Below are 25,101 nucleotides of genomic sequence, written 5' to 3' on the forward strand. Positions count from 1 at the left end.
CGAAATGTTCATATTCCGTTCATATTCCGGACAAAAAGACCGGATATAATGACACCGAAAACCGGAAAGGAGGTTTCCACCCATGAAGAAAATGATGAGTAAGAAAGTACTGGGCGTCATCGCCCTTGCGCTGGTCTGCGTGATGGCCGGCACCGTGCTCGGGATGAACCGGCCGGCGGCCCAGGCGGAGACCGTTGTACTGACCTCCCCCTTTACCGCGGCGATTGCCCAGGTGCGGGACAGTGTGGTCGGCGTGAACAATTACCAGATCGTGAACAACTACAGCAACGGCTACGGTAACGGCGGCTACGGCAACGGCGGCAGCTACGGGTTCCCGTGGGACTACTTCTTCGGCTACGGCAACGGCGGCTACGGAAACGGCTACGGCAACGGCGGCGGCTACCAGCAGCCGGAAGCCCGCGAGGAAAAGTACGGCAGCGGCAGCGGCGTGGTGATTGAGAAGGAATACGTGCTGACCAACTACCACGTGATTGACGGGGCGCACAGCCTGAAGATTTCCGTCGGCGACAACGATGAGAAACTGTATGACGCGACTGTGGCCGCGAGCGACGAGAACAAGGACGTCGCGGTGCTGTATGTGCCCGGCCTGGAGCTGGAGCCCGTGAAGCTGGGCGACAGCGACAGCCTGATGGTCGGCGACTGGGCCATCGCTATCGGCAACCCGATCGGATTTACCCGGACGGCTACCGCGGGCATCATTTCCGCCCTGGACCGTGAGATCGAAAGCGACACGACCACGACCGACCGTTTCGGCCGGAAGCAGGCGGTTACCAACACGATGATCCAGACGGACGCGGCCATCAACAGCGGCAACAGCGGCGGCGGCCTGTTCAACACCGCCGGCGAACTGATCGGCATCCCGACGCTGAAGTACAGCGGCACCCGGTATTCCGGCGCGGCGGTGGAAAGCATCGGCATGTGCATCCCGATCAATGAGGCGAAGCCCGTGATCGAGCAGGCGCTGAGCGCGGATAAGCCTGAAGTGAAAACGGGCGAAGCGACCGTGAACAATGACCGGCTGGGCAAGCCCCGCCTGGGCGTGACCATCCGGACCCTGCGCGGCGCAGAACTGACTGACGGCCAGATCCCGAACGGCGCGTATATCGTGGAAGTGGATGAGAACGGCCCGGCGGCCAAGGCCGGACTGCAGCCCGGGGACATCCTGGTGGAGGTCAACGGCAATGTGATCGGCTCCAATGAGGACCTGATGGCGCAGCTGGAAGGCACCAAGGCCGGCGACGTGATGAAGGTGACCGTATGGCGGCCGGACACGGTGGAAGACGTCGAGAAGATCCAGATCAGCTATGACGGCGACTACATCGAGAACATCGAAGTGACGCTGGAAGTGCTTGAGGAAGCGAACAATACCTGACCGGAAAACATCCGGAGGTCCCGGGGAGAAATCCCCGGGACCTTTTTCCGTAAAAGGGGTTGCCGCTCCGGAAGACTTTCCGGAAACATGGCAAAAAATGGACAGGAAAAGACCAGATAATAACTTTTCAGAGCAAACGAACCGGAGTATAATACGTAATGTGAGGTAGTATCCCTGAGTAGCCCTGATGTGGAGTGGAGGATCGCCATGACTGATTTTGTCAGTGACTGGAACACGGATTCTTTTCTGACTTATCCTGTTGGGCCGCTGGGACTGATCGCGATGCCGGGCACGGAGGAGCTCGGCGCCAAGATCAACGCCTGGCTGAAGAAGTGGCGTGACCATGCGGAGGAAACCGAGCCCGGCGATATGCGGACTACGCCCGGCGCAGAACGGCAGGACTTCCTGATCAGTGTGACCTGTCCCCGTTTCGGAAACGGAGAGGCCAAGGGCATGATCAAGGAGAGCATCCGCGGATACGACATGTACATCCTGTCGGATCCGGGTGCCTACAACGTAACCTATGATATGTTCGGCCAGAAGGTTCCCATGAGCCCGGACGAGCATTTCGCCAACCTGAAGCGGATTATCGCCGCGATGGGCGGCAAAGCAAAGCGCGTGACGGTGATTATGCCGATGCTGTACGAAGGCCGGCAGCACCGCCGCGCTTCCCGCGAGAGCCTGGACTGCGCCATGGCGCTGCAGGAACTCGAAAACATGGGTGTCAGCAACATCGTGACGTTTGACGCGCATGACCCGCGCGTGCAGAACGCGATTCCGACCACCGGATTCGAGAGCGTGATGCCCAGCTACCAGATTTTCAAAGCCCTGCTGAAACGGGACAAGACCCTGCGCATTGACCGGGAACACATGATGATCGTCTCCCCGGATGAAGGCGCGATCGACCGGAACATCTTCTACGCCTCCGTGCTCGGGCTGGACCTGGGCCTGTTCTACAAGCGGCGGGACTACACCCGCATCGTGAACGGCCGCAACCCGATCGTGGCCCATGAATACCTGGGCGACAGCGTGGAAGGCAAGGACATCTTCGTGGCGGACGATATGATCTCCAGCGGCGAGAGCATCATCGACCTGGCCCGCGAGCTGAAAAAGCGCAAGGCCAACCGCATTTTCGCGGGCGCGACCTTCGCCCTGTTCACCAACGGCCTGGAGAATTACGAAAAAGCCTACCGCGACGGCCTGATCGACCGCGTGATCTCCACCAACCTGACCTACCGGAATCCCGAGCTGGCGAAGACGGAATGGTTTGTGGAAGCGGACATGAGCAAGTATATCTCCTACATCATCGCAACGCTGAACCATGACCGCAGCCTCAGCAAGCTGCTGAATCCCTACGACCGGATCCACGGACTGCTCAAGCGCTACAACGCCGAGCAGAAGGAAGCCGGACTGCGCCTGGTGTAATCCCGGCGCACGCAAAAACCGGAGCCCGCGGGCTCCGGTTTTTTTCTCTGCTTTTTTCGGATCAGGCTTCCGGGTCAAGCCCGTTTTCGATCCGTTCGATCATATCGATGCGGCGCTGGTGCCGGCCGCCCTCGAACTCGGCGGTCAGCCAGTGGCGGGCGATCATCTTGGCCAGCTCGGTGCCGACCACGCGGGCCCCCATCGTGAGGATGTTGCTGTTGTTGTGGCGCTTGCTCAGCTCGGCGCTGTAGACGTCGCTGCAGGTGCAGACGCGGATGCCCTTCACCTTGCCGGCGGCGATGCCGATGCCGATGCCGGTGCCGCAGATCAGGATGCCGCGGTCGCACTCGCCGGAGGCAACTGCCTTCGCGGCACGGTAACCGAAGACGGGATAGTCATCATCCCGGTTTGCGGCGTCGTAATTGCCGAAATCCTTCCATTCGAGCCCCATTTCATCGAGCATTTTGGCGAGCTCACCCTTCAGGGCAACCCCGGTATGGTCACAGGCTAGAGCGATCATAGACATTACCTCCCTTTTTTGCTATAATACGCCAATGTGCGGGGTTTGGCAAGGACCGGCCCCGCGGAAAAACGCCGGCGGCGGGAGAGAAAGAGGGGAGTGCGGATGCGCAGGCTGATCCTTCGGGGACTGCGGGACGGGCTTCCCATCGGCGTGGGCTACTTCGCGGTGGCGTTCTCCCTGGGAATCGTCGCGCGGCAGACGGGGCTGACCCCGCTGCAGGGTTTTGTGGCCAGCCTGCTGAACCACGCCTCGGCGGGCGAGTACGCCCTCTATTCCCTGATCGCCGCGCGCGCGGCTTTCTGGGAAATCGCGCTGGTGATCATGATCACCAATATGCGGTACCTGCTGATGAGCACCGCGCTCAGCCAGCGGATTCCGACGGAGACGGGCATGGCCGGGCGCATTGCCACCGGCTTCTGCATTACGGATGAAATTTTTGCGCTGGTCATCGGCTATGCCGGGAAGCTTTCCCTGGCGTACCTGGGCAGCGCGTTTATCCTGGCGGACCTGATGTGGTCGGCCGGGACCATGGCGGGTATCATTGCCGGGAATATCCTGCCGGCCAACGTCGTGAGCGCGCTGAGCGTGGCGATCTACGGCATGTTCCTGGCGATCATCATGCCGCCGGCCCGGGAAAACAAGGTGATCGCCGGACTGGTCGCGGCGGCCTTCGCGTGCAGCTTCGCGCTGAACCGGCTGGTTTCCCCGGAAACCATGTCGGACGGCATGAAGGTGATCGTGCTGACGGTGGCGCTTTCCGCGATTGCGGCGGTGCTGTTCCCTGTGCCCGAGGAGAAGGAAGGGGGGACGGCGCATGAGTAACGGACAGATCTGGATCGCGATTCTGGTCGCGGCGGGTGTGAGCCTGCTGGTGCGCGTGCTTCCGCTGACCCTGATCCGGAGGAAAATCACCAACCGCTTCCTGCGGTCGTTCCTGTACTATGTGCCCTACGCCACACTGGCGGTGATGACGTTCCCGGCGATCATTGACGCGGCCGGAAATCCCGTGGCAGGCATTGCGGCGCTGGCGGTGGGCGGGGTCCTCGCATGGCTCCGGGCTGGGCTGTTCCCGGTGGCGCTGGCCAGCTGCGTGACCGTGTTCCTGACCGAATGGCTGATGCGGATCGGCTGATCCGTTTTTCCCCGTTCCGGACCTCGTTCCGGGCGGGGCTTTTTCTTTACAATGAACGGATTTACGGGTATAATAGATTGGTTTTATATGAACCGATATCGGGCACGGGAAGTGAACGGAATATGGGCAAAATCATTGCAATTGCGAATCAGAAGGGCGGTGTCGGGAAAACCACAACCGCCGTGAATTTATCCGCCTGCCTGGCGGAAGCCGGCAAAAAGGTGCTGATGGTGGACCTGGACCCGCAGGGGAATACGACCAGCGGCCTCGGGTGCACCGTGAACGAACGGAATACCGTGTATGACGCGATGATGGGCCGCGCGAAGCTGGATGACTGCATCCAGCCGACCGCCCAGAAGAAGCTGAAGCTGGCGGGCAGCGATATCCGGCTGGCCGCGGCCGAGGTGGAGCTGGTTTCGGTGAACGAGCGGGAGTTCTACATGAAAAAGCTGCTGGCGCCGTGCCGGAGTGATTTCGACTTCGTGATCATCGACTGCCCGCCGAGCCTGAGCCTGCTGACGCTGAACGCGCTGGCTGCGGCGGATACGGTGCTGATTCCGATCCAGTGCGAATACTACGCGCTGGAGGGCGTCCGCAGCCTGATGGACACCGTGAACCGGGTGAAGCGGACATTCAACCCGCACCTGGAGATCGAGGGCATCCTGCTGACCATGCTGGACGGGCGGACAAACCTCGGCCTGCAGGTGGTGGACCAGGTGAAGAAGCACTTCAAGAAGACGGTGTTTGCCACGATGATCCCGCGGAATGTGCGGCTGGGTGAGGCGCCCAGCCACGGGGAACCGATCAATATCTACGATCCGAGAAGCACAGGCGCGATTGCCTACCGCGCGCTGGCGAAGGAAGTCATCTCCCGGAACCGGGGCAAGAAGTAAGAGACAGGAGCGCTGACAAAATGGCCAAGAAATCTCACGGACTCGGACGGGGACTGGATTCCCTGTTCCCCGGCGCGGAAGAGTGGGGAACCAGTATCCAGGAAATTCCCGTGGGCGAACTGGATCCGAACCCGGACCAGCCCCGGCAGTCATTTGACCAGGAAAGCATCGGACAGCTGGCGGACAGCATCCGCGACCAGGGCGTGCTGCAGCCGCTGCTGGTGGTTCCCGCCAGCGGCGGGCGCTACCGGATTATCGCCGGTGAGCGCCGGTACCGTGCGTCCCGCATCGCGGGGCTGGAGACGGTGCCGTGCATTGTGAAGGATATTGACGTGATCCGGCAGATGGAAATCGCGCTGATCGAGAACCTGCAGCGCGAGGACCTGAACCCGATGGAAGCGGCGCGCGGTATCCAGGCGCTGATGAAGCAGTGCGGCTATACGCAGGAGAAGGTCAGCACACGGCTGGGCAAGAGCCGGCCGGCGGTGGCGAACCTGCTGCGCCTGCTTTCCCTGCCGGAGGAAGTGACCGAGATGGTGCGCGACGGACTGATCAGCGCGGGCCATGCCCGGGTGCTGGCCGGAATCAGGGACCCGGAGGAGCAGATCCGCCTGGCGCACCGCGCGGCAGATGAAGGCATGAGCGTGCGCCGGCTGGAGCAGCTGGCCTCCGCAGCGAAGGAAAAACCTGCGAAGAAGCGCCGCCCGGCGCCGATGCCGGCGGAGCTCGGCGAGCTGCAGGAGAAGATCCGGCTGAAGACCGGTCTGAAGAGCGCGCTGACCGGCAGCATTACCAAGGGACGGATTGTGCTGCAGTACAGCTCGCGGGATGAGCTGGAACGGCTGAACGAACTGCTGGACCAGATTCAGGAGTAACGAAGCATGAGCAAGAAAGAACTGCCGGAGATGCCTTACTGGGACGGTCCGCTTTCGCACCCGTTCTACAGCAAGGTGGTCAAGCGGCTGCTGGACCTGGTGCTGGCGCTGATCCTGCTGGTGCCCGGCCTGATCCTGATGATCCCGCTGGCCGTGTGGGTGAAGCTGGACTCGGAAGGCCCGGTGATCTACAAGGCGGTGCGGGGCGGGTACCATAACCAGCCCTTCATGATCTACAAGTTCCGCAGCATGGTGGTGGACGCGGACAAGTCCGGCGGGTGCACGGCGAAGAACGACGACCGGGTGACCCGGGCCGGGCGCGTGATGCGCCGGCTGAAGATGGACGAGCTGCCCCAGCTGTTCAACATCATCAAAGGGGACATGAGCTTTGTCGGCCCGCGGCCGGAGCTGCTGCTGTACACGACGCAGTATACGGAGGAGCAGCAGTGCATCATGTGGGTGCGCCCGGGTGTGACCGACCGGAGCAGCATCGTATACATCGCCCAGGATGAGATCGTCGGGGAAGAAGACCCGGTGGCGAACTTTGAGCGGCTGATCCTGCCGGAGAAAAACCGGCTGCGGGTGGAATACGCGAAAACCCAGAGCTTCGGACTGGATGCCCGGCTGATGCTGGAAACCATCCGGGGCGTGTTCGGAAAGGTGAAGCATGGATAATTATGAGGCGCTTGTTCACAGCGCGTTCGGGGGACAGAAGCCGGATACATCGGATCCGGAAGTGCTGGCATGGCTGATCCGCCGGAACGGGCTGGAAATGAGCCACATCAGCCGCGGAAGCCATATCGGCAGCGTGTTCAGCGTTGCGGAGATCATCGCCGTGCTGTATACGGGCGTGCTGAATGTGGATCCCTCGGACCCGAAGAAGCCGGACCGTGACCGCATGATCCTGAGCAAGGGGCACGCGGGCAGCGCGGTTTACGCCGCCCTGGCGGAGACGGGCTTCTTCCCGGTGGAACAGCTGAAGACGCACTATGGCAACGGGTCGATCCTGAGCGGGCATGTGAGCCACAAGGGTATTCCCGGCGTGGAGGTATCCACCGGATCCCTCGGCCACGGGCTGGGCATCGGGACGGGCATGGCGCTGGGCGCGAAGATGGACGGGGAAACCTGGCGGACCTGGGTGGTGCTCGGCGACGGGGAATGCGACGAAGGCTCCGTGTGGGAAGCGGCGCTGCAGGCGGCGCAGTTCGGCCTGGACCGGCTGTGCGCCATCGTGGACTACAACCATATGCAGAGCCTTTTCACGGTGGAGGAAACGCTGCGGCTGGAACCATTTGAACAGAAGTGGAAGGACTTCGGATGGAACGCTGAGAGCGTGGACGGCCACGACGTGCGCGCCCTGCGCGCCGCGTGTGAGCGGGCGAAGGCCAACGCGGGCAGTGGAAAGCCCAGCGTGATCCTGGCCCATACCGTGAAGGGCAAGGGCGTATCCTTTATGGAGAACGACATCCTGTGGCATTACCGGACGCCGCAGGGAGAGGAATATGAGGCAGCGCTGAAGGAACTGGAGGCGCATCGGCCATGAGAGACGCTTTCGTACGGGCCCTGCTGGAGGAAATGGAAGCCGACAGCCGGATTGTGCTGATTACGGGCGACCTGGGATTTGGCGTGCTGAAACCTATGTGGGAACGGTTCCCGGACCGGATCATCGACGCGGGCATCGCGGAACAGGGCATGGTGAGCATGGCCGCCGGGCTTGCGGCGACCGGCCGGACGGTTTTTGTGTATTCGATCGGGAATTTCCCGACGCTGCGGCCGCTGGAGCAGATCCGGAATGACTGCGCGTACCCGGGCGCGAACGTGAAAATCGTCTGCGTCGGGGGCGGCTTCGTATACGGAAGCCTCGGCATGAGCCACCACGCGACGGAGGACATCGCGGCCCTGCGGGCTTTGCCGGGAGTGACGTGCTTTACCCCCGGGGATCCGGCGGAGGCCGAGGCGGTGACGCACCGGGCGGTGCGGACCCCGGGCACCTGCTACCTGCGGCTGGGCCGCGGCAATGAGCCGAAAATCCATCCCGGCCCGGTGACCGGCTGGGAAATGCCCGCGCCGCTGACGCTGCGGGAGGGAACGGACACCGCGCTGCTGAGCGCGGGCGGCATCCTGACCCAGACGGTGGAAGCCGCGAAGCTGCTGGAAGCGAAAGGCATCTCCGCGGAGGTGGTGAGCTTCCCGTGCATCAAACCGATGGACGGAGAGGCTGTGCGGAAGCTGACGGAACGGTTCCGGCACATTGTGACGGTGGAAGAGCACAACATTATGGGCGGATTCGGAAGCGCGGTGTGCGAAATCGCCGCGGAAACCGGGAACGGATGCCGGATCCACCGGATCGGCCTGCAGGACTGCTACACATCCGTGGTGGGCAGCCAGCAGTACCTGCGGGAAATCTACGGGATGGATGCGAAAGCGATCGCGGAAAAGACGGAGGCCTGGCTGAATGAAGCATGAACTGACGCTGGAGGAAATCCACGAGGAGCTGCTGGAGCAGCTGCGGGATATCACCGCCATCTGCGACCGGTACGGAATTGAGTATAACCTGATGTGCGGGACGCTGCTGGGCTGCGTGCGCCACCACGGCTTTATCCCGTGGGATGACGACGTGGACCTGCTGATGACCCGGGCGGAATTCAGCCGGTTCCGCACGGTGTATCCCAAGGAATGCGACGCGCGGTTTGAGCTGACCTACCTGGATACCTGGACACCCCGCGTGATGAACCGGGACCCGGAAAAGGCCGCCGCATTCACGGACTTCTTCATCCTCGACGCGCTGCCGCCGGAGGGCATCCGCCGGAAGCTGCACCTGCTGCACCTGCACCTGCTGCAGGGTATGATGAAAAAGAACGTCGACTACAGCCGGTTCGGGCTGAAAAACCGGATCCTGCTGCGGGCGACCCACCTGCTGGGACTTCCGTTCAGCTACGCCTGGAAGGCGAAACGGTACGAGAAGGTATCCACGAAATACCGGGAAGGGAACGACCTGCACATGTCCAACGGCGCGTTTGAGCTGATGACGCATGTGTGGCACCCGGAACAGTTTGAGAAGAAAATCCGGGGGCAGTTCGAGGACCTCGAGTGCCTGATTCCGGAGAAGTATGACGAGGTGCTGATTGTCCTGTTCGGGCCGGACTACATGACGCCGCCGCCGGTGGAGGAGCGCGTTGCCAAGCACCTGGACCTGTAGGAAAAATCTCACCTGGAGCGACTGACTTTCGATGGAAATGTATTTCTGCCCGCTGTATTCCGGATCGAGCGGGAACGCCCTGTTTGTGCAGTACGGAAACACCCGGCTGCTGGTGGATGCCGGGAAGCCCGGCAAGGCGATCGCGGACGCGCTGGCGAAGATCGGCGTGGGAATGGAGACGATCAGCGGTGTGCTGATTACGCACGAGCATTCAGACCATATTGCCGGCGCCGGCGTGCTGGCACGGCGGTACCACCTGCCGATGTACGCGACGGCGGGCACCTGGCAGGGAATCGGCAGCAAGATCGGGGAGATCCCGCCGGGACTGACCCGGGTGATCGGGACGGACCGGGAGTTTTACCTGGGGGATATCGGCGTGTCGCCGTTCTCCATTCCGCATGACGCGGCAGACCCGGTGGGGTTCCGGCTGTGGGGCGGAAACCTGAGCATTTCCACTGCGACCGACCTCGGACATTTTTCCGCCGACGTTTACCGGCGGATTGCCGGCAGCGACCTGGTGCTGCTGGAAAGCAACCATGATCCGGATATGCTGCGGGCGAACCCGAAGTACGCGCCCGCGCTGAAAAAGCGGATCCTGGGGGATTACGGCCACCTGAGCAATGAAGCATGCGCGTCGGCGCTGCTGAAGCTGATTGCCGGGGGTACCGGCACGGTGATCCTGGGCCACCTGAGCGGGGAGAACAATACCCCGGGACTGGCCCGGCGCGTGTCGGAAAAAACGCTCGCACAGGAGGGCATCCGGCCGGGCACGGACGTGCAGCTGCAGATTGCCCTGCGGGATGAGACGGGCGAAGTTTACTGTATTCAGGAGAATTCAAAGGCATGATTATACTGGCCGTGCAGGATATACAGAAAAGCTTCGGCACGCATGAGGTGCTGAAGGGCGTTTCGTTTACCCTGCAGGAGCAGGAACGCATGGGCCTGGTGGGTGTGAACGGCAGCGGCAAGAGCACGCTGATGAAGATCATCGCCGGGATCGAAACCGCGGACAGCGGAACGGTCAGCATCCAGAAGGGGCTGCGGATGGGCTACCTGGCGCAGCAGGGTGAATTCCGGGAAGGGGAGACCGTCCGGGAAACGCTGGAAAGCGTATTTGAGCCGCTGGTGCAGATGGAAGCCGAAATGCGGGACCTGGAGCAGAAAATGGCCGAGCAGGGGGATGATCCCGAAGCACTGCGCCGCCTGGGGGGCCGCTATGACGCCCTGATGCATGAGTTTGAGCGGCGGAACGGATACGGATGGCGCAGCCAGGTATCCGGCGTCCTGAAGGGACTGGACCTGCGGGACCATGCGGATATGCCGGTGAACCGCCTGAGCGGCGGGGAGCGGACACGCCTGTGCCTGGGCCGGATGCTGCTGTCGGAGCCGGACCTGCTGCTGCTGGACGAGCCGACCAACCACCTGGACCTGAAGAGCATCGCCTGGCTGGAGGAATACCTCCAGGGCTACCGCGGCGCCGTGCTGGTGATCAGCCATGACCGCTATTTTATGGACCATGTGTGCGGGCGGATGGCGGAACTGCTCATGGGCGGCCTGGAGACCTATACCGGCAACTATACGCAGTACCTGGAGAAACGGACGGAAGTATACGAAATCCGGATGAAGGCCTGGGAACTGCAGCAGAAGGAAATCGCGCGGCAGGAAGCCGTGATCGCGATGTACCGGCGCTTCAACCGGGAGAAGAGCATCCGACTGGCGGAGAGCCGGGAAAAGCGGCTGGAGAAGATCGAGCGCCTGGAGCGCCCCCAGGAGGAAGGAACCGTCCATTTCCGGTTTGAAACGCGGCGGCGCACCGGCGACGACGTGCTGCAGACGGACCGGCTGAAGAAAAGCTACGGGGACCGCGTGCTGTTTTCGGACCTGGACATCCATGTGAAAGCCGGGGACCGGATTGCCCTGATCGGCGACAACGGCACGGGCAAGTCCACCCTGCTGAAGTGCCTGACCGGCGAGGAAAAGCCGGACGCGGGTGTGATCCGCTGGGGCACCGGCGTGGACATCGGGTATTACGACCAGCACCAGGCCGGGCTGCACGAGAACAAGACGGTGCTCGACGAGGTGTGGGACCGCTTTCCGCGGATGGAGCAGTATGAGGTGCGCGGCGCGCTGGGCATGTTCCTGTTTACCGGGGACGACGTGTTCGCACCGGTCAGCACGCTGAGCGGCGGCGAGAAGGGCCGGGTGGCCCTGACTGAGCTGATGCTGCGGAAGGACAACGTGCTGCTGCTGGACGAACCGACCAACCACCTGGACATGGACAGCCGCGAGGTGCTGGAAAACGCGCTGGCGGATTTCCCGGGAACGATCATCGCGGTGAGCCATGACCGGTATTTCATCAACCGGTTTGCGGAGAAGGTATGCGTGCTGGAGAACGGCGCGCTGAAGGAATACCTGGGCAACTACGACAGCTACTTTGAAAAGGTTTCGCGCGCGGAAGAACCGGACGGGGAATACGCCGGAATGACCCGCACCGCGATTGACAAGGAAAAGAAGAAGAGCCGCGAGGAACAGCAGCGGATCAAGGCGGAGAAGGAACGCATGGCGGCGCTGGAAGCCCGGATCGCCGTGGCGGAACGGGAAGCCGCGGTGCTGGAGAACGCGCTGGCGGATCCGGAAACGTGGAAGGACGCCGGAAGCGCGGCCGAAAAAACGCGGAAATACAACGCGCTGAAGGATGAAATTGAGCAGCTGTACGAGGAGTACGCGGAGCTCGGGTAAGAAGGGATGGTTCAGTGATGGGAAACAGAAGGTGGATGGCCAGGCTGCTCTGCCTGCTGCTGAGCCTGTTGTTCTGCCTTGAATGGAACGCCTGCGCAGATACACCTGAACGGCTGCCGGACAAGGTGCTGATGTCGTTTTATGACCAGTCACTGATCATCGGGGATTCCCAGATGCGCAACCTGGGGAACTATATGCGCAGGATGCGGAACAAGGATCCGGAATTTTTCCCCGGCGTGAAGTGCTACGGGGAATACAGCCTGCAGATGCGCAGGCTGGCCCAGAAAAACCCGGATTCGGATCCGGACGCGATCCAGCTGACCTATAAGGGACGGGCAGCTACGCTGACCGGGATTGCCATGAAGGAAAAACCGCGGAACGTGTTTATCCTGATCGGCCTGAACGACCGGATTTACCAGCATACAGACCGGGCAGACGGATATATCGACCGGATTACCGCACTGCGGGATGAGTATTTTCCGGAGACCAGGCTGGTTTTTATGGCGCTGACCCCGGTGACAGCGAAATGGAAACAGTCCACAAGGGAAGCGATTGCCGCCTACAATGAATGGCTGGAAGACAAATGCAGACAGACCGGCGCGGATTACCTGGATGCCAATGCCGGACTGACCGATGAAACCGGGTGCCTGCGGCGGGAAATTACAACCGATAATGAAAGCCACCTGAATGCGGACGGATTTGATATTTTTGTGAGGAACCTGCTGGATTACGCACAGGCCCGGTATGAACAGGGCCTGTGGGTGCCCGATCCGGCGCTGATGAAGGAAGGAGAGACTCCGCAATGAAAAGGATAATGCTGCTCCTGCTGGCCGCAATGCTCCTGGTGCTGGACGCCTGCAGCGCACCGGAAAAAGGCGCGCCGGCAAGCGATGCGCCGGCCTCCCTGGCAGAGAAAGTAAATATGATTGCCGAGGACGCCGGGAACCTGGCGGCCCTGACTGCGGAGGACCTTGAAGACGTGCTGGGCGCGGTGCCCGCGGATTACACGGAGTTTGTGTTTCTCCAGAGCGAGGGAATGGACGGACGGGAGCTTCTGGCAGTCCGGGCCGCTGACCGGGATGCGGCCGGGCGGGTGGCCGGAATGGCGGAAGCATACCTGGAACGCCGCCTGAAGGAGACCCGGAATTATGCCCCGGAGGCATACAAACTGCTTTCGGAGGCCAAAGTCCGGACGAAAAACCTGACGGTTGTCCTGGCCGTCGGGCCGAATGGCACTCAAGAGGCGGATTTTATCCTGGCAGGAGAATAAGCCATGGTTTTCTGTTCATTTACATTTCTGCTGTTTTTCATGCCGTTGGTTTTGCTCGGATACCGGTTCCTGCCGCACCGGGCAAAGCAGCCTTTCCTGCTGTGCGCTTCCCTGGTGTTTTACGGATGGGGAATGCCGGCATGGCTGATCCTGCTGCTGTATGTGATGATCCTGGATTATGCCGGCGCCCTGCTGATGGACCGGTTCCATGCCCAAAAGAAAATAATCCTGGCGGTGCTGATCGTGCTCAACCTGCTGCCGCTGGGCTGGTTCAAGTATGCCGCGTTTCTGAATGACACGCTGGCGGCGGTGACCGGAGTCAGCCTGATGAAGGACTCACCGCTGCTTCCGGCCGGCATTTCTTTTTTTACATTCCAGGGAATGTCCTACCTGATTGATGTGTACCGGGGAAATGCCAGGGTACAGCGGAGCTTTGTGCGGTTCGGTGTATACCTGAGCATGTTTCCACAGCTGGTTGCCGGCCCGATTGTACGGTATATCGACCTGGAAGCCCAGCTGGAAAACCCGGCGGAGATCAGTACGGCAGCGATGCGGGACGGGCTGAACCGGTTTGCGGTAGGCCTGGCCAAGAAGGTGCTGCTTGCGGATGCCATGGGCCGGTTCTGGGGCCGGATCAGCGGAGGACTTCCGGAGGCCGGGCTGGTCGGCGCGTGGATGGGACTGATGGCTTTTTCCTTCCAGATATTCTTCGATTTCTCCGGTTATTCGGATATGGCGCTGGGCCTGGGCAAAGCGATGGGCTTCACATTCCCGGAAAACTTTGACCGGCCGTACCGCGCGAAAAGCCTGACGGAATTCTGGCGGAAATGGCATATGAGCCTGACCACCTGGTTCCGTGAATATGTGTATATTCCGCTGGGCGGAAACCGGAAGGGAAGGACACGGAGGAACCTGAACATCCTGATCGTCTGGGCACTGACCGGACTCTGGCACGGAGCAGGATGGAATTTTGTGCTGTGGGGGCTCTGGTTCGGTGTGCTGCTGATCGCGGAAAAGAAATGGGTGCTTGGGCGTGAATGGGCAGAGCGGATGCCGGGATGGCTTCGGCGGATCCTGACCTACCTGCCCGTACTGCTGGGATGGGGAATGTTTACCGGAAAATGGCAGGTATTCCCTGCTATGGCCGGGGTTTACGGACTGGCGCCGGCAGCCGGGCCGGCGCTGGAGTGCGCGGCGTTCCTGCCGGTGCTGCTGGTGTGCATGGCGGTTTCCTTCCTGCCGGAAGTGAAGATGCCAAAGCTGAAAAAAGCCGCGCCGCTGCTGCTGGTCCTGTGCCTGGCGGCGCTGGCCGCGCAGGGATATGCGCCGTTTGTATATTTCCAGTTCTGAGAAAGGAGGGGGACCGATGGACGGAAAAAACAGAATCTCGGACCGGATTGCGGTTTACGGCATCCTGATCCTGCTGCTGGCCGGCGGGATTGCCGCGTTTGTTTTCTCCCGGGATTTCTCCGGAACGGAAAAACGATACCTGGCGGAGGCGCCTTCCCGGTTCTCCCTGACCGAATGGACGCTGAATAATGACCTGGAAACCTATCTGTCTGACCAGATTCCCTTCAGGGAACAACTGGTCGGGCTGGATTCCCGGATGCAGGTCTGGACCGGGAGGGCGACCCAGCTGGAAGCGTGGCCGACCGGGGACGCGATTGTGGAACAGCCGGTGAAGGCGGATATCAGGCTCCTGACAGACCGGACTGGCCGGATGCGGGAGATTGCCGGCATGATTCCCTGCAGGTTCCTGGTACCGCCGACCGCCGGAATGCTCCGGATGGATGAGATGACACCGCTGCGGAAGGCCCTGTACGAGGAAGAGGCGACGGTATATGACAAACTGACCGGGGAGGAAGGCTTTATCCCGCTGCGGGAAGCGTTTGCGGCCGCCGGGACGGAAGTGTTCTACCGGACCGACCATCACTGGAATGACAGCGGAGTACAGCTGGCTTACCGGGCTTTCTGCGGGGCTGCGGGCCTGGAACCGGCCGACCCGGCCATGTTTACGCGGACGGAATATACACCGTTCAGCGGGACAACCCAGGCGCGCGCGGGACTTCCGGCAGCCCGGGCGGACACGCTGGTATGCATGGAGCCCGTTTTCCCGGTGACGATGGACGTGCAGGGGGAGAGCGAAACATATGACCACCTGGTGTTCCCTGAGAAAGCGGATACCTGGGACGGATATGAGGTTTACCTGAACGGGAACCACGGAATGCTGATGGTCCGGCATCCGGGGGCTGAAGGCGGGAAACTGCTGGTGTTCCGGGACTCCTTTGCCAGCAGCATCATTCCGTATCTTTCCGCGAATTACGGGGAAATCACAGCAGTGGATGTGCGCTATTATCCCGGGACCTTCCGGGACGCGCTGGAAGAGGCGGGAGAACCGGATGAAATCCTGTTCCTGTATTCGCTGGACAGCCTGGCAAATGACACATCGATTGCCCGAAAGCTTCGGGGAAAGGAATAGATACACACGAACACGTGTGACAAAATCAGCGGGTTAAACCGCGTGGCGAGTGGGTTTTCAGGGGCGGTTTTCCGAAAGTCGGAAGATGAAAAACGGAAAATCGCCTTTTTTCGGGCAAAAGAGGACACACCAGATAGCGTGTTAAATAGTTTTGACGGGAAGGCGCGGAAAATCAAGCTTAAAAAGTCTGTATCGGGTCAAAAATATCAAAAAAAATATCAAAAAATCGTGTTTACCCTATTGAAATCAAAAAAAGGATCATGTATAATTCGAGTGTTGTCTGTTCAGGGATGAAGTGGTAAGTTGCCGTCAGGCCAGACGGGTAATTATCATGGACCAGCCCGCTAATCGGGCGACGGACTCGAAGGCGCCGAGAGGATCTGCACCTGCAGTGGATTCCGGGAGCGCACAAGAGAACGAAATTGAGGAGGTTACAAGGAATGGCCAACCAGAAAATCCGTATCAAGCTGAAGAGCTACGAGCACAAACTGATCGACCAGAGCGCAGAGCGGATCGTTGAAACCGCAAAGCGCACCGGCGCTCGTGTCTCCGGACCGATCCCGCTCCCCACGGAGAGAGAGATCGTCACCATCCTTCGCGCTGTGCATAAGTACAAGGACAGCCGCGAACAGTTCGAACGCCGCACCCACAAGCGGTTGATCGACATCAACAATCCGAACCCGAAGACGGTGGACGCCATGATGAAGCTCGATCTTCCTGCTGGTGTCGAAATCGAAATGAAACTGTAAGGCAGGAGGAACGAAGAACATGAAGAAAGCGATCGTTGGTAAAAAGATCGGCATGACGCAGGTCTTCACCGAAGACGGCCGTCTCGTTCCGGTCACCGTGATTGAAGCGGGCCCCTGCACGGTAGTGCAGACCAAAACCAAGGAATCCGACGGTTACGAAGCCGTTCAGGTCGGTTTCGGCGACCTGGCCGAGAACCGCGCCAAGAAGCTGCTGACCAAGCCGGAACTCGGACATTTCAAGAAGGCCGGTGTGGAAGCGAAGCGGACCCTGCGGGAGTTCCGGTTCGATGACTGCAGCGGATACAAAGTCGGCGACGTTCTCAAGTGCGATCAGTTCGCCAGCGGCGACAAGATCGACATCACCGGCACCAGCAAGGGTCACGGCTATACCGGCGCCATCCAGCGCTGGAATCAGCACACCGGCCCCATGGCCCATGGTTCCAAGTATCACCGCGGCGTGGGTTCCCTGAGCGCGAACTCCGACCCCTCCCGCGTGTTCAAGAACAAGCATATGGCGGGCCATTACGGTGTGGACCGGGTGACGGTTCAGAATCTGGAAGTCGTCCAGGTGGACGCGGAACGCAACCTGCTGCTGGTCAAGGGCGCTGTGCCCGGCCCCAACGAAGGTCTGCTGATCATCCGTGACACCTGCAAGGCCTGAAGCTGAGTAAGGGGGATAATGAAAGATGCCTAAGACTGCATTATATAATATGGAAGGAAAGGCCATCGGAGAGATCGAGCTGAGCGAGGAAATCTTCGCCGCGCCGATCAACGAAGCTGCGATGCACCTGATGGTCCGTTCCTACCTGGCCGCGCAGCGGCAGGGAACCCAGAGCGCCCTCTCCCGCGGCGAAGTCCGCGGAGGCGGCCGGAAGATCTACCGCCAGAAGGGCACCGGCAATGCCCGGCACCATGGCAACCGCGCACCCCAGTTCCGCCACGGCGGCGTGGTGTTCGCGCCGAAGCCCCGTGATTACGACCTGGCCGTGAACAAGAAGGTTCGCCGCCTGGCCTTCAAGAGCGCCCTGACCTCCAAGCTGAACGCCGGTGAGATCGTGGTGGTCGACAGCCTGGAGCTGAAGGAAGCCAAGACGAAGCTGATGGCCGGTGTGCTGAAGGCACTGGATGCCGAGAAGAAGGCGCTGGTGGTCCTGCCGGAGCGGGATGAAACCGTGATCCGCGCGACCAACAACCTGCCCGAGGCGAAGATCAGCTACGTGAACACCCTGAATGTGTATGACATCCTGAACGCGGGCAAGGTCGTGCTGACCAAGGCCGCCAAGGAGTCCGTCGAGGAGGTGTACGCATAATGAAGGATCCTCATGATATCATCAAGCGCCCCGTACTGACGGAAAAGGCGTATGAAGGCATCGAAGACAAGCGTTACGTCTTCGAAGTGGACATCCGGGCCAACAAGGCCGAGATCAAGAGCGCCATTGAAGCGGTTTTCGCGGATGACGGCGTGAAGGTGGCCAAGGTGAACACCGTCCGGACCATCGGTAAGATGAAGCGGCAGGGCCGCACCCAGGGTATGACCCCGGAGACCAAGAAGGCTTACGTGATCCTGAAGAAGGATTCCAAGCCGATCAAGTTCTTCGAAGGCATGGCCCAGTAACGATAGGGAGGAGACGAAAACATGGCTATTCGAGTTTACAAGCCGACTTCGCCCGCCCGCCGGTTCATGTCGGTTCTGACTTATGAGGAGATCACCAAGAAGACTCCTGAAAAGAGCCTGGTGGAGAACCTGAAGAAGCACTCCGGCCGGAACAAGCAGGGCAAGATCACGGTTCGCCATCAGGGCGGCGGCAACAAGCAGAAGTACCGCATTATTGATTTCAAGCGTGACAAGGTGGACATCCCCGCGAAGGTGAATGCCATCGAGTACGATCCCAACCGCAGCGCCTTCATCGCCCTGCTGTTCTACGCGGACGGCGAGAAGCGCTACATCCTGGCTCCTCTGGGGCTGAAAGTCGGGGACACCGTGATCTCCAGCGAGAACGCGGACATCAAGCCGGGCAATGCGCTGCCCATCGCGAACATCCCCGTCGGTACCCTGATCCACAACCTGGAGCTGAAGCCCGGCCGCGGCGGCCAGCTGGTCCGTTCCGCCGGCAACAGCGCCCAGCTGATGGCGAAGGAAAACGGTTACGCGCAGGTGCGTCTTCCCAGCGGTGAAATGCGGAAGCTGCCGCTGAACGCCAAGGCGACCATCGGAACCGTAGGCAACACGGACCATGAGAACGTTCGGATCGGTAAGGCCGGCCGGACGCGCCACATGGGTATCCGCCCGACCGTCCGCGGCGTGGTCATGAATCCCTGTGATCACCCCCATGGCGGCGGCGAAGGCAAGAGCCCCGTCGGTATGCCTGCTCCTGTGACTCCCTGGGGTAAGCCCGCGCTGGGCCTGAAGACCCGGAAGCACAAGAAGTATTCCAACAAGATGATCGTCAAGCGGGCCGGAAGCAAGTAAGCGCTGAGGCTTCCGGAACAGGAGTTACAGAAAGGAGGACGCTCTGAACAATGAGTCGTTCCATTAAAAAGGGCCCTTATGTAGAGGGCGCGCTGATGAAGCGCATTCAGGACATGAACGCGAGCGGCAAGAAAGCGGTCGTCAAGACCTGGAGCCGTTCCAGCACGATTTTCCCCGAGTTTGTGGGTCACACCGTGGCCGTTCATGACGGGCGCAAGCATGTGCCGGTCTATGTGACGGAAGATATGGTGGGCCACAAGCTGGGTGAGTTTGCCCCGACCCGGACCTTCCGTGGACACGCGGGCGACAAGAACAGCAACCGCAAGTAAGAGAGAGGAGTGAACCAAATGGCTACCCGTACCAAGGAAAAAGCGGCGGCCCGTAAGGCGAATGCCGACAAGCGGCCCCAGGCCCATGCCAAATACGTTCGCATCTCTCCCCGGAAGGTGAAGATCGTGATCGATCTGATCCGCGGAAAGAACGTGGACGAAGCCCTGGCGATCCTGCAGTACACCCCCAAGGCCGCGAGCCCCGTGGTGTCCAAGGTCCTGGAAAGCGCGATCGCAAACGCGGTGAACAACCAGGAACTGAACCGCCAGAATCTCTATGTCGCCGAGGTTTACGCGAACCCCGGTCCCACGCTGAAGCGCTATGTAGCCCGCAGCCGCGGCAGCGCGTCCCCGATGCTCAAGCGCACCAGCCACATCAGCGTGGTGCTGGACCAGAAGTAAGGCGAAGGAGGAGAACACATGGGTCAGAAAGTTAATCCCCATGGCGCCCGGGTCGGAGTGATCTACGACTGGAGCACCCGCTGGTACGCCGGGAAAAAGGATTTTGCGAGCAACCTGGTGGAAGATTTCAAACTCCGGAAGATGCTGAAGGAGAAGTACTACTCCACCGGTATCAGCCACATCGATATCGAGCGCACGGCTCAGACCATGACGGTGAACATCTTCACTGCGAAGCCCGGCATGATCATCGGCCGCGGCGGTGCCGGCATCGAAGAGCTGAAGAAGAACATTACGGAGTTCCTGGGCCGTCCCTGCCACATCAACGTGATGGAGATCAAGCAGCCCGACGCGGACGCCCAGCTGGTGGCCGAGAACATCGCCCAGCAGCTCGAGAAGCGCATCAGCTTCCGCCGCGCGATGAAGCAGGCACAGCAGCGCTCCATGAAGATTCCCGGCGTGAAGGGAATCAAGACCTCGGTCAGCGGCCGCCTCGGCGGCGCGGATATCGCCCGCAGTGAGCACTATCACGAAGGCTCCATTCCGCTGCAGACCCTGAGAGCCAACATCGACTACGGTTTCGCGGAAGCGAAAACCACCTACGGCCGGCTGGGCATCAAGGTCTGGATCTACAAGGGACAGATCCTGCCCCGGGCCAAGAAAGCCCCTGCCCAGAAGGAGGTAAAGTAAGCTATGTTGATGCCCAAGAGAGTGAAGCACCGGAAGCAGTTCCGCGGCCGCATGAAGGGCAAAGCCCATCGCGGTAACTTCCTTGCTTACGGTGAGTACGGCCTGCAGGCTATGGAGCCCCACTGGGTGACCAGCCAGCAGATTGAAGCCGCCCGTATCGCCCTGACCCGTTACACCAAGCGTGGCGGTCAGGTGTGGATCAAGATTTTCCCCGACAAGCCGGTAACGGCGAAGCCCGCTGAAACCCGCATGGGTTCCGGTAAGGGTGCTCCCGAATACTGGGTAGCGGTGGTCAAGCCCGGCCGCGTGCTGTTTGAAATCGCCGGCGTCTCCGAAGAGATCGCCCGTGAAGCACTCCGTCTGGCGAGCCACAAGCTCCCCCTGAAGACCAAGTTCATCATGAAACAGGATGAACCGACAACTGAAGCGGGTGGTGAAGAAGCATGAAGGCTAGCGAATTGAACGCCATGAACAAGGAACAGCTGGAGGCCAAAGTGAAGGAACTGAAAAGCGAGCTGTTCGGCCTTCGCTTCCAGCTCGCCACAGGCCAGCTGCAGAACACCATGCGCCTGGGAGAAGTCCGGAAGGACATCGCCCGGTGCAAGACGATCCTTCGCCAGAAGGAAGAGGCCTGAGTAAGGAAAGGAGGCAGCTGGAAACATGGAAGAAAGAGGACTTAGAAAGACAAGGATCGGCGTTGTGGTCAGCGACAAGATGGACAAGACCTGTGTCATCCAGATCAAGACCCGCGTCCGTCATCCCCTGTACGGCAAAATCATGAACCAGACCAGCAAGCTGAAGGTTCATGACGAAAACAACGAATGCGGAGTCGGCGACACCATCAAGGTGATGGAAACCCGTCCGCTGAGCAAAGACAAGCGCTGGCGTCTCGTCGAGATTATCGAGAAAGCCAAGTAATAGGAGGAAATCGCTATGATTCAGCCGCAAACCCGGCTTAAGGTAGCCGACAATTCCGGCGCCAAAGAAATCATGTGCATCCGTGTGCTGGGCGGTTCGTTCCGGCGGGATGGCAGCATCGGCGATGTAATCGTCGCCAGCGTCAAGACCGCGACCCCCGGCGGCACCGTGAAGAAGGGCGAAGTGGTGAAGGCCGTTATCGTCCGGATGCGCAAGAACAAGCGCCGCCCCGATGGCAGCTACATCAAGTTCGATGATAACGCCGCCGTCATCATAAACGACCAGAAAATGCCCCGCGGCACCCGTATCTTTGGGCCCGTGGCTCGCGAGCTGCGTGAGAAGGACTTCATGAAGATCGTCTCCCTGGCTCCGGAAGTACTGTAAGGAGGGCGACGGTAAGATGCACGTTAAGACAAAGGATACCGTGATCGTCATCAGCGGCAAGGACAAGGGCAAGAAGGGCAAGATCGTTGCCGCTTTCCCGAAGATGAACCGCGTGACTGTTGAAGGCGTAAATACGGTTACCAAGCACCAGAAGGCGCGGAGTGCCGCGCAGCCCGGTGGAATCATCCACAAGGATATGCCCATTGACGCGAGCAACGTCATGCTGGTCTGCCCCAAGTGCGGCAAGGCGACCCGGGTGACCCGCAAGGTCGAAAAGGTTGCCGGCGAAGACGGCAAGATGAACCGCAGCATGATCCGCGTTTGCAAGAAGTGCGGCGCCGAAATTGACTGATAAAGGAGGAAGAGCCACATGGCAACCCGTATTAAGGAAAAATACCTGGCCGAGGCGATTCCTGCTTTGAAGCAGAAGTTCGGCTACAAGAACGTAATGGAAATCCCGAAACTGAGCAAGATCGTGATCAACATGGGTCTGGGCGACTGCAAGGACAACGCCAAGGCCATGGAGATGGCTGTGAACGAGCTCACCACGATTGCGGGCCAGAAGCCCCTGGTCACCAAGGCCAAGAAGTCCATCGCGAACTTCAAGGTCCGTGAAGGCATGAACGTCGGCGCGAAGGTCACCCTGCGCGGTGCCCGGATGGAAGAGTTCATGGACAAGCTGGTTTCTGTCGCCCTGCCCCGCGTGCGCGACTTCCGCGGCGTGAGCGCCAAGGCCTTCGACGGCCGCGGCAACTACGCCCTGGGAATCCGTGAACAGCTGCTGTTCCCGGAAATCGAGTACGACAAGGTCGAAAAGATCCGCGGCATGGAAATCATTTTCGTGACGACGGCCAAGACGGACGAAGAATGCAAAGAGCTCCTGAGCGCTCTGGGCATGCCCTTCGAACAGGCATAAGGAGGAGGAAGAAAAATGGCGAAACTGAGCATGAAACTCAAGCAGCAGAGAGCCCCGAAGTTCTCCACCCGTGCCTACACCCGGTGCCGCATCTGCGGCCGGCCGCACAGCGTGCTGCGGAAGTACGGCGTTTGCCGTATCTGTTTCAGAGAGCTGGCCTACAAGGGACAAATCCCCGGCGTCCGCAAGGCCAGCTGGTAAGCGGGGGAACAATGGAAGGAGGTTTACAACCATGGTAGTGAACGATCCCATCGCCGATATGCTCACCCGCATCCGTAACGGACAGGTTGCGCGGCACGACGCCGTGACCATGCCCGCCAGCAATACCAAGAAGGCCATCGCCAAGATCCTGCTGAACGAAGGATACGTCAAAGCGGTGGACTACATTGACGACGGACTGCAGGGAGAGATCAAAATCACCCTGAAATATCTGGACGGGAAGCAGACGCCGGTTATCGCCGGACTGAAGCGGATCTCCAAGCCCGGACTGCGTGTGTATGCCCGCAGCGAGGAACTCCCCAAGGTGCTGGGCGGTCTTGGCATCGCCATCATCTCCACCAGCAAGGGGCTTATGACCGATAAGGAAGCGCGGAAGAACGCCATCGGCGGCGAAGTGCTGGCCTATATCTGGTAATCACCGACACGTTAGAGGAGGAATGAGAAAATGTCTCGAATCGGAAAGCTTCCGATCACAGTACCCGCAGGCGTGACGGTGACGGTGGACGAGAACAACCTGGTGACCGTGAAGGGCCCCAAGGGCACCCTGACCCAGCAGGTGAATCCCGATATCACCATCAAGCAGGAAGGCAATGTCCTGACCCTGGAACGTCCTACGGACAACAAGAACCATCGGGCCATGCACGGTCTGTACCGCGCGCTGGTGCACAACATGGTCGTCGGCGTGACTGACGGCTTCACCAAGACCCTCGAGATGGTTGGTACCGGTTACCGGGCGAACGCGGAAGGCAAGACGCTGACGATCAACATCGGCTTCTCCCATCCCGTGATCCTGGAAGCGCCGGAAGGAATCACCTATGAGACCCCGAACCAGACCACCATTCTGGTAAAGGGCAGCAACAAGCAGCAGGTTGGCAGCCTTGCCGCGGACATTCGCGCGATCCGGAAGCCGGAACCCTACCTGGGCAAGGGCATCAAGTATCAGAACGAACATATCCGCCGCAAGGAAGGCAAGACCGGCAAGTAATGAGAGGGAGTGACTGCAAATGTTCAAAAAACGTGACCGGAATGAAATTCGCGTGATTCGTCACGAACGGGTACGGAAAAAGATCAGCGGCACCCCCGAGGTACCGCGCCTGAGCGTCTACCGTTCCAACAAGCACATCCAGGCCCAGATTATCGATGATACGAAGGGCATTACGCTGGTGAGCGCCTCCACGATGGATCCCGCGCTGAAGGGCCAGCTGGAGGAAGTGGACAAGAAGGGTGCCGCGAAGCTCGTTGGCAAGCTGATCGCGGAACGCGCCGCCGAAAAGGGCGTGAAGACCGTGGTCTTTGACCGGGGCGGTTACATGTATACCGGCCGTGTGGCGAGTGTCGCCGACGGCGCCCGGGAAGCCGGACTCGAATTCTGATTGAGGAGGAAAGCGCAAGATGCAACGGTTTGAACAGGCGAGCGAATTCAAAGAACGGCTGGTTGCCGTCAACCGTGTCAGCAAGACCGTTAAGGGCGGCCGCAACATGCGGTTCAGCGCGCTGGTCGTCGTTGGCGACGAGAACGGCCGTGTCGGCGCCGGTATGGGCAAGGCTGCGGAAATTCCGGAAGCCATCCGTAAGGCGAACGAAGACGCGAAAAAGCACCTGGTAAATGTGCCGCTCGACGGCACCACGATTCCCCATGAAATGACCGGATACTACTCCACGGCCAAGTCCGTGCTGATCCCCGCGCCGGAAGGCACGGGCGTGATCGCCGGCGGTGCCGCCCGTGCCGTACTGGAACTGGCGGGCGTGAAGGACATCCGGACGAAGAGCTTCGGAACTAACAATCCCATCAACATGGTCAAGGCCACGCTGGAAGCCCTGAAGCAGGTGCGCAGCGCCGAGCAGGTCGCCAAGATGCGCGGCAAGACCGTGGAAGAGATTCTTGGATAAGGAGGAGCGACGAGATGAGCCTGAAGATTACCCTGATTAAGTCTCCTATCGCCAGCCTCCCGAAGCATAAGGCGACGGTTGCGGCCCTGGGCCTGCGCAAGGTTGGCCAGAGCGTAACGCAGCCGGACAACCCCGCCACGCGGGGACAGATCTTTGCCGTGAAGCACATGGTGAAGGTCGAGGAAGTCGACGAATAAAGGAGGGAATCC

At 60.4% G+C, this 25,101-nt stretch carries 37 protein-coding genes; 36 read left to right on the forward strand and 1 reads right to left on the reverse strand.

Translation table 11 applies throughout. The features are described 5' to 3' along the window. Window positions 1–82 precede the first annotated feature (82 nt). Window positions 83–1,393, forward strand: a complete 1,311-nt coding sequence (locus JNO48_11680) for a trypsin-like peptidase domain-containing protein (protein ID QTE67842.1) — start codon at window positions 83–85, stop codon at window positions 1,391–1,393. A 207-nt stretch (window positions 1,394–1,600) separates the two neighbouring features. After that, complete coding sequence (locus tag JNO48_11685; GenBank protein QTE67843.1) at window positions 1,601–2,818, forward strand: ribose-phosphate pyrophosphokinase; 1,218 nt, start codon at window positions 1,601–1,603, stop codon at window positions 2,816–2,818. A 61-nt stretch (window positions 2,819–2,879) separates the two neighbouring features. Here JNO48_11685 and rpiB read toward each other — a convergent pair whose 3' ends face one another. Continuing rightward, window positions 2,880–3,344, reverse strand: a complete 465-nt coding sequence (gene rpiB, locus JNO48_11690; GenBank protein QTE67844.1) for a ribose 5-phosphate isomerase B — start codon at window positions 3,342–3,344, stop codon at window positions 2,880–2,882. A 99-nt stretch (window positions 3,345–3,443) separates the two neighbouring features. Here rpiB and JNO48_11695 point away from each other — a divergent pair, with 99 nt between their 5' ends. The 34 genes from JNO48_11695 to rpmD all read left to right on the forward strand — a co-directional run bounded on the left by JNO48_11695 (window position 3,444) and on the right by rpmD (window position 25,089). Further along, window positions 3,444–4,163, forward strand: coding sequence for an AzlC family ABC transporter permease (locus JNO48_11695; GenBank protein ID QTE67845.1), 720 nt, complete (start codon window positions 3,444–3,446; stop codon window positions 4,161–4,163). Beyond that, window positions 4,156–4,473 carry an AzlD domain-containing protein gene (locus JNO48_11700; GenBank protein QTE67846.1) on the forward strand — a complete coding sequence of 106 codons (318 nt, stop codon included), beginning with the start codon at window positions 4,156–4,158 and terminating at the stop codon, window positions 4,471–4,473. Before JNO48_11695 ends, JNO48_11700 begins: the two co-directional genes overlap by 8 nt. 122 nt (window positions 4,474–4,595) lie before the next feature. Continuing rightward, on the forward strand, window positions 4,596–5,366 hold the full coding sequence (locus JNO48_11705) for a ParA family protein (GenBank protein QTE67847.1): 771 nt from the start codon (window positions 4,596–4,598) through the stop codon (window positions 5,364–5,366). Between the two features lie 20 nt (window positions 5,367–5,386). After that, window positions 5,387–6,241 carry a ParB/RepB/Spo0J family partition protein gene (locus tag JNO48_11710; protein QTE67848.1) on the forward strand — a complete coding sequence of 285 codons (855 nt, stop codon included), beginning with the start codon at window positions 5,387–5,389 and terminating at the stop codon, window positions 6,239–6,241. Window positions 6,242–6,247: 6 nt separating this feature from the next. Next, window positions 6,248–6,916 carry a sugar transferase gene (locus tag JNO48_11715; protein QTE67849.1) on the forward strand — a complete coding sequence of 223 codons (669 nt, stop codon included), beginning with the start codon at window positions 6,248–6,250 and terminating at the stop codon, window positions 6,914–6,916. Continuing rightward, window positions 6,909–7,784, forward strand: a complete 876-nt coding sequence (locus tag JNO48_11720) for a transketolase (GenBank protein ID QTE67850.1) — start codon at window positions 6,909–6,911, stop codon at window positions 7,782–7,784. The genes JNO48_11715 and JNO48_11720 overlap by 8 nt, the downstream gene beginning before the upstream one ends. Further along, window positions 7,781–8,707, forward strand: a complete 927-nt coding sequence (locus JNO48_11725) for a transketolase (protein QTE67851.1) — start codon at window positions 7,781–7,783, stop codon at window positions 8,705–8,707. Before JNO48_11720 ends, JNO48_11725 begins: the two co-directional genes overlap by 4 nt. Then, window positions 8,697–9,440 carry a LicD family protein gene (locus JNO48_11730; protein QTE67852.1) on the forward strand — a complete coding sequence of 248 codons (744 nt, stop codon included), beginning with the start codon at window positions 8,697–8,699 and terminating at the stop codon, window positions 9,438–9,440. Before JNO48_11725 ends, JNO48_11730 begins: the two co-directional genes overlap by 11 nt. A gap of 37 nt (window positions 9,441–9,477) precedes the next feature. After that, on the forward strand, window positions 9,478–10,287 hold the full coding sequence (locus JNO48_11735; protein QTE69761.1) for an MBL fold metallo-hydrolase: 810 nt from the start codon (window positions 9,478–9,480) through the stop codon (window positions 10,285–10,287). Then, window positions 10,284–12,179, forward strand: a complete 1,896-nt coding sequence (locus JNO48_11740) for an ABC-F family ATP-binding cassette domain-containing protein (protein ID QTE67853.1) — start codon at window positions 10,284–10,286, stop codon at window positions 12,177–12,179. Before JNO48_11735 ends, JNO48_11740 begins: the two co-directional genes overlap by 4 nt. Before the next feature lie 17 nt (window positions 12,180–12,196). Then, a complete protein-coding gene (locus tag JNO48_11745; protein ID QTE67854.1) occupies window positions 12,197–12,985 on the forward strand; it encodes a hypothetical protein in 789 nt (262 codons plus the stop codon). Then, window positions 12,982–13,449, forward strand: coding sequence for a DUF4358 domain-containing protein (locus JNO48_11750; protein QTE67855.1), 468 nt, complete (start codon window positions 12,982–12,984; stop codon window positions 13,447–13,449). Before JNO48_11745 ends, JNO48_11750 begins: the two co-directional genes overlap by 4 nt. A 3-nt stretch (window positions 13,450–13,452) precedes the next feature. Then, window positions 13,453–14,799: an MBOAT family protein gene (locus tag JNO48_11755; protein ID QTE67856.1), complete on the forward strand. Its 1,347-nt coding sequence runs from the start codon at window positions 13,453–13,455 to the stop codon at window positions 14,797–14,799. A gap of 16 nt (window positions 14,800–14,815) precedes the next feature. Next, the gene (locus tag JNO48_11760) at window positions 14,816–15,928 is read left to right on the forward strand and encodes a hypothetical protein (protein QTE67857.1); all 1,113 of its coding nucleotides are present in this window, start codon (window positions 14,816–14,818) and stop codon (window positions 15,926–15,928) included. A gap of 440 nt (window positions 15,929–16,368) precedes the next feature. After that, window positions 16,369–16,677: a 30S ribosomal protein S10 gene (gene rpsJ / locus JNO48_11765; protein ID QTE67858.1), complete on the forward strand. Its 309-nt coding sequence runs from the start codon at window positions 16,369–16,371 to the stop codon at window positions 16,675–16,677. A gap of 19 nt (window positions 16,678–16,696) precedes the next feature. Next, window positions 16,697–17,338 (forward strand): 50S ribosomal protein L3, encoded by a 642-nt coding sequence (rplC, locus tag JNO48_11770; GenBank protein QTE67859.1) that lies wholly within the window; start codon window positions 16,697–16,699, stop codon window positions 17,336–17,338. Window positions 17,339–17,363: 25 nt separating this feature from the next. After that, window positions 17,364–17,987, forward strand: coding sequence for a 50S ribosomal protein L4 (rplD, locus tag JNO48_11775; GenBank protein ID QTE67860.1), 624 nt, complete (start codon window positions 17,364–17,366; stop codon window positions 17,985–17,987). Next, window positions 17,987–18,292 carry a 50S ribosomal protein L23 gene (gene rplW, locus JNO48_11780; GenBank protein ID QTE67861.1) on the forward strand — a complete coding sequence of 102 codons (306 nt, stop codon included), beginning with the start codon at window positions 17,987–17,989 and terminating at the stop codon, window positions 18,290–18,292. The genes rplD and rplW overlap by 1 nt, the downstream gene beginning before the upstream one ends. Before the next feature lie 21 nt (window positions 18,293–18,313). After that, window positions 18,314–19,147, forward strand: a complete 834-nt coding sequence (rplB, locus tag JNO48_11785; GenBank protein ID QTE67862.1) for a 50S ribosomal protein L2 — start codon at window positions 18,314–18,316, stop codon at window positions 19,145–19,147. Between the two features lie 50 nt (window positions 19,148–19,197). After that, the gene (rpsS, locus tag JNO48_11790; GenBank protein QTE67863.1) at window positions 19,198–19,476 is read left to right on the forward strand and encodes a 30S ribosomal protein S19; all 279 of its coding nucleotides are present in this window, start codon (window positions 19,198–19,200) and stop codon (window positions 19,474–19,476) included. Between the two features lie 18 nt (window positions 19,477–19,494). Beyond that, window positions 19,495–19,878 carry a 50S ribosomal protein L22 gene (gene rplV / locus JNO48_11795; protein QTE67864.1) on the forward strand — a complete coding sequence of 128 codons (384 nt, stop codon included), beginning with the start codon at window positions 19,495–19,497 and terminating at the stop codon, window positions 19,876–19,878. An 18-nt stretch (window positions 19,879–19,896) separates the two neighbouring features. Further along, entirely contained in the window at window positions 19,897–20,565 is a 669-nt protein-coding gene (gene rpsC, locus JNO48_11800) for a 30S ribosomal protein S3 (protein ID QTE67865.1), read from the forward strand. 3 nt (window positions 20,566–20,568) lie between these two features. Then, window positions 20,569–21,012 (forward strand): 50S ribosomal protein L16, encoded by a 444-nt coding sequence (gene rplP, locus JNO48_11805; GenBank protein QTE67866.1) that lies wholly within the window; start codon window positions 20,569–20,571, stop codon window positions 21,010–21,012. Next, complete coding sequence (gene rpmC / locus JNO48_11810; GenBank protein ID QTE67867.1) at window positions 21,009–21,200, forward strand: 50S ribosomal protein L29; 192 nt, start codon at window positions 21,009–21,011, stop codon at window positions 21,198–21,200. The genes rplP and rpmC overlap by 4 nt, the downstream gene beginning before the upstream one ends. A gap of 25 nt (window positions 21,201–21,225) precedes the next feature. Beyond that, complete coding sequence (gene rpsQ, locus JNO48_11815; GenBank protein QTE67868.1) at window positions 21,226–21,483, forward strand: 30S ribosomal protein S17; 258 nt, start codon at window positions 21,226–21,228, stop codon at window positions 21,481–21,483. A gap of 15 nt (window positions 21,484–21,498) precedes the next feature. Further along, complete coding sequence (gene rplN, locus JNO48_11820; GenBank protein ID QTE67869.1) at window positions 21,499–21,867, forward strand: 50S ribosomal protein L14; 369 nt, start codon at window positions 21,499–21,501, stop codon at window positions 21,865–21,867. A 16-nt stretch (window positions 21,868–21,883) separates the two neighbouring features. Continuing rightward, window positions 21,884–22,219, forward strand: coding sequence for a 50S ribosomal protein L24 (gene rplX / locus JNO48_11825; protein QTE67870.1), 336 nt, complete (start codon window positions 21,884–21,886; stop codon window positions 22,217–22,219). Window positions 22,220–22,237: 18 nt separating this feature from the next. After that, window positions 22,238–22,783 (forward strand): 50S ribosomal protein L5, encoded by a 546-nt coding sequence (gene rplE, locus JNO48_11830; GenBank protein QTE67871.1) that lies wholly within the window; start codon window positions 22,238–22,240, stop codon window positions 22,781–22,783. Window positions 22,784–22,798: 15 nt separating this feature from the next. After that, complete coding sequence (locus tag JNO48_11835) at window positions 22,799–22,984, forward strand: type Z 30S ribosomal protein S14 (GenBank protein QTE67872.1); 186 nt, start codon at window positions 22,799–22,801, stop codon at window positions 22,982–22,984. A 31-nt stretch (window positions 22,985–23,015) separates the two neighbouring features. Further along, window positions 23,016–23,417 carry a 30S ribosomal protein S8 gene (rpsH, locus tag JNO48_11840; protein ID QTE67873.1) on the forward strand — a complete coding sequence of 134 codons (402 nt, stop codon included), beginning with the start codon at window positions 23,016–23,018 and terminating at the stop codon, window positions 23,415–23,417. Window positions 23,418–23,447: 30 nt separating this feature from the next. After that, window positions 23,448–23,987: a 50S ribosomal protein L6 gene (rplF, locus tag JNO48_11845; GenBank protein ID QTE67874.1), complete on the forward strand. Its 540-nt coding sequence runs from the start codon at window positions 23,448–23,450 to the stop codon at window positions 23,985–23,987. Window positions 23,988–24,006: 19 nt separating this feature from the next. Then, on the forward strand, window positions 24,007–24,375 hold the full coding sequence (gene rplR / locus JNO48_11850; protein QTE67875.1) for a 50S ribosomal protein L18: 369 nt from the start codon (window positions 24,007–24,009) through the stop codon (window positions 24,373–24,375). Between the two features lie 19 nt (window positions 24,376–24,394). Continuing rightward, window positions 24,395–24,892: a 30S ribosomal protein S5 gene (gene rpsE, locus JNO48_11855; GenBank protein QTE67876.1), complete on the forward strand. Its 498-nt coding sequence runs from the start codon at window positions 24,395–24,397 to the stop codon at window positions 24,890–24,892. A 14-nt stretch (window positions 24,893–24,906) separates the two neighbouring features. Next, window positions 24,907–25,089, forward strand: coding sequence for a 50S ribosomal protein L30 (gene rpmD, locus JNO48_11860; protein QTE67877.1), 183 nt, complete (start codon window positions 24,907–24,909; stop codon window positions 25,087–25,089). The last annotated feature ends 12 nt before the right edge of the window (window positions 25,090–25,101 follow it).

This window comes from Clostridiales bacterium (assembly GCA_017569285.1).
Lineage (GTDB): Bacteria > Bacillota > Clostridia > Christensenellales > Aristaeellaceae > Aristaeella.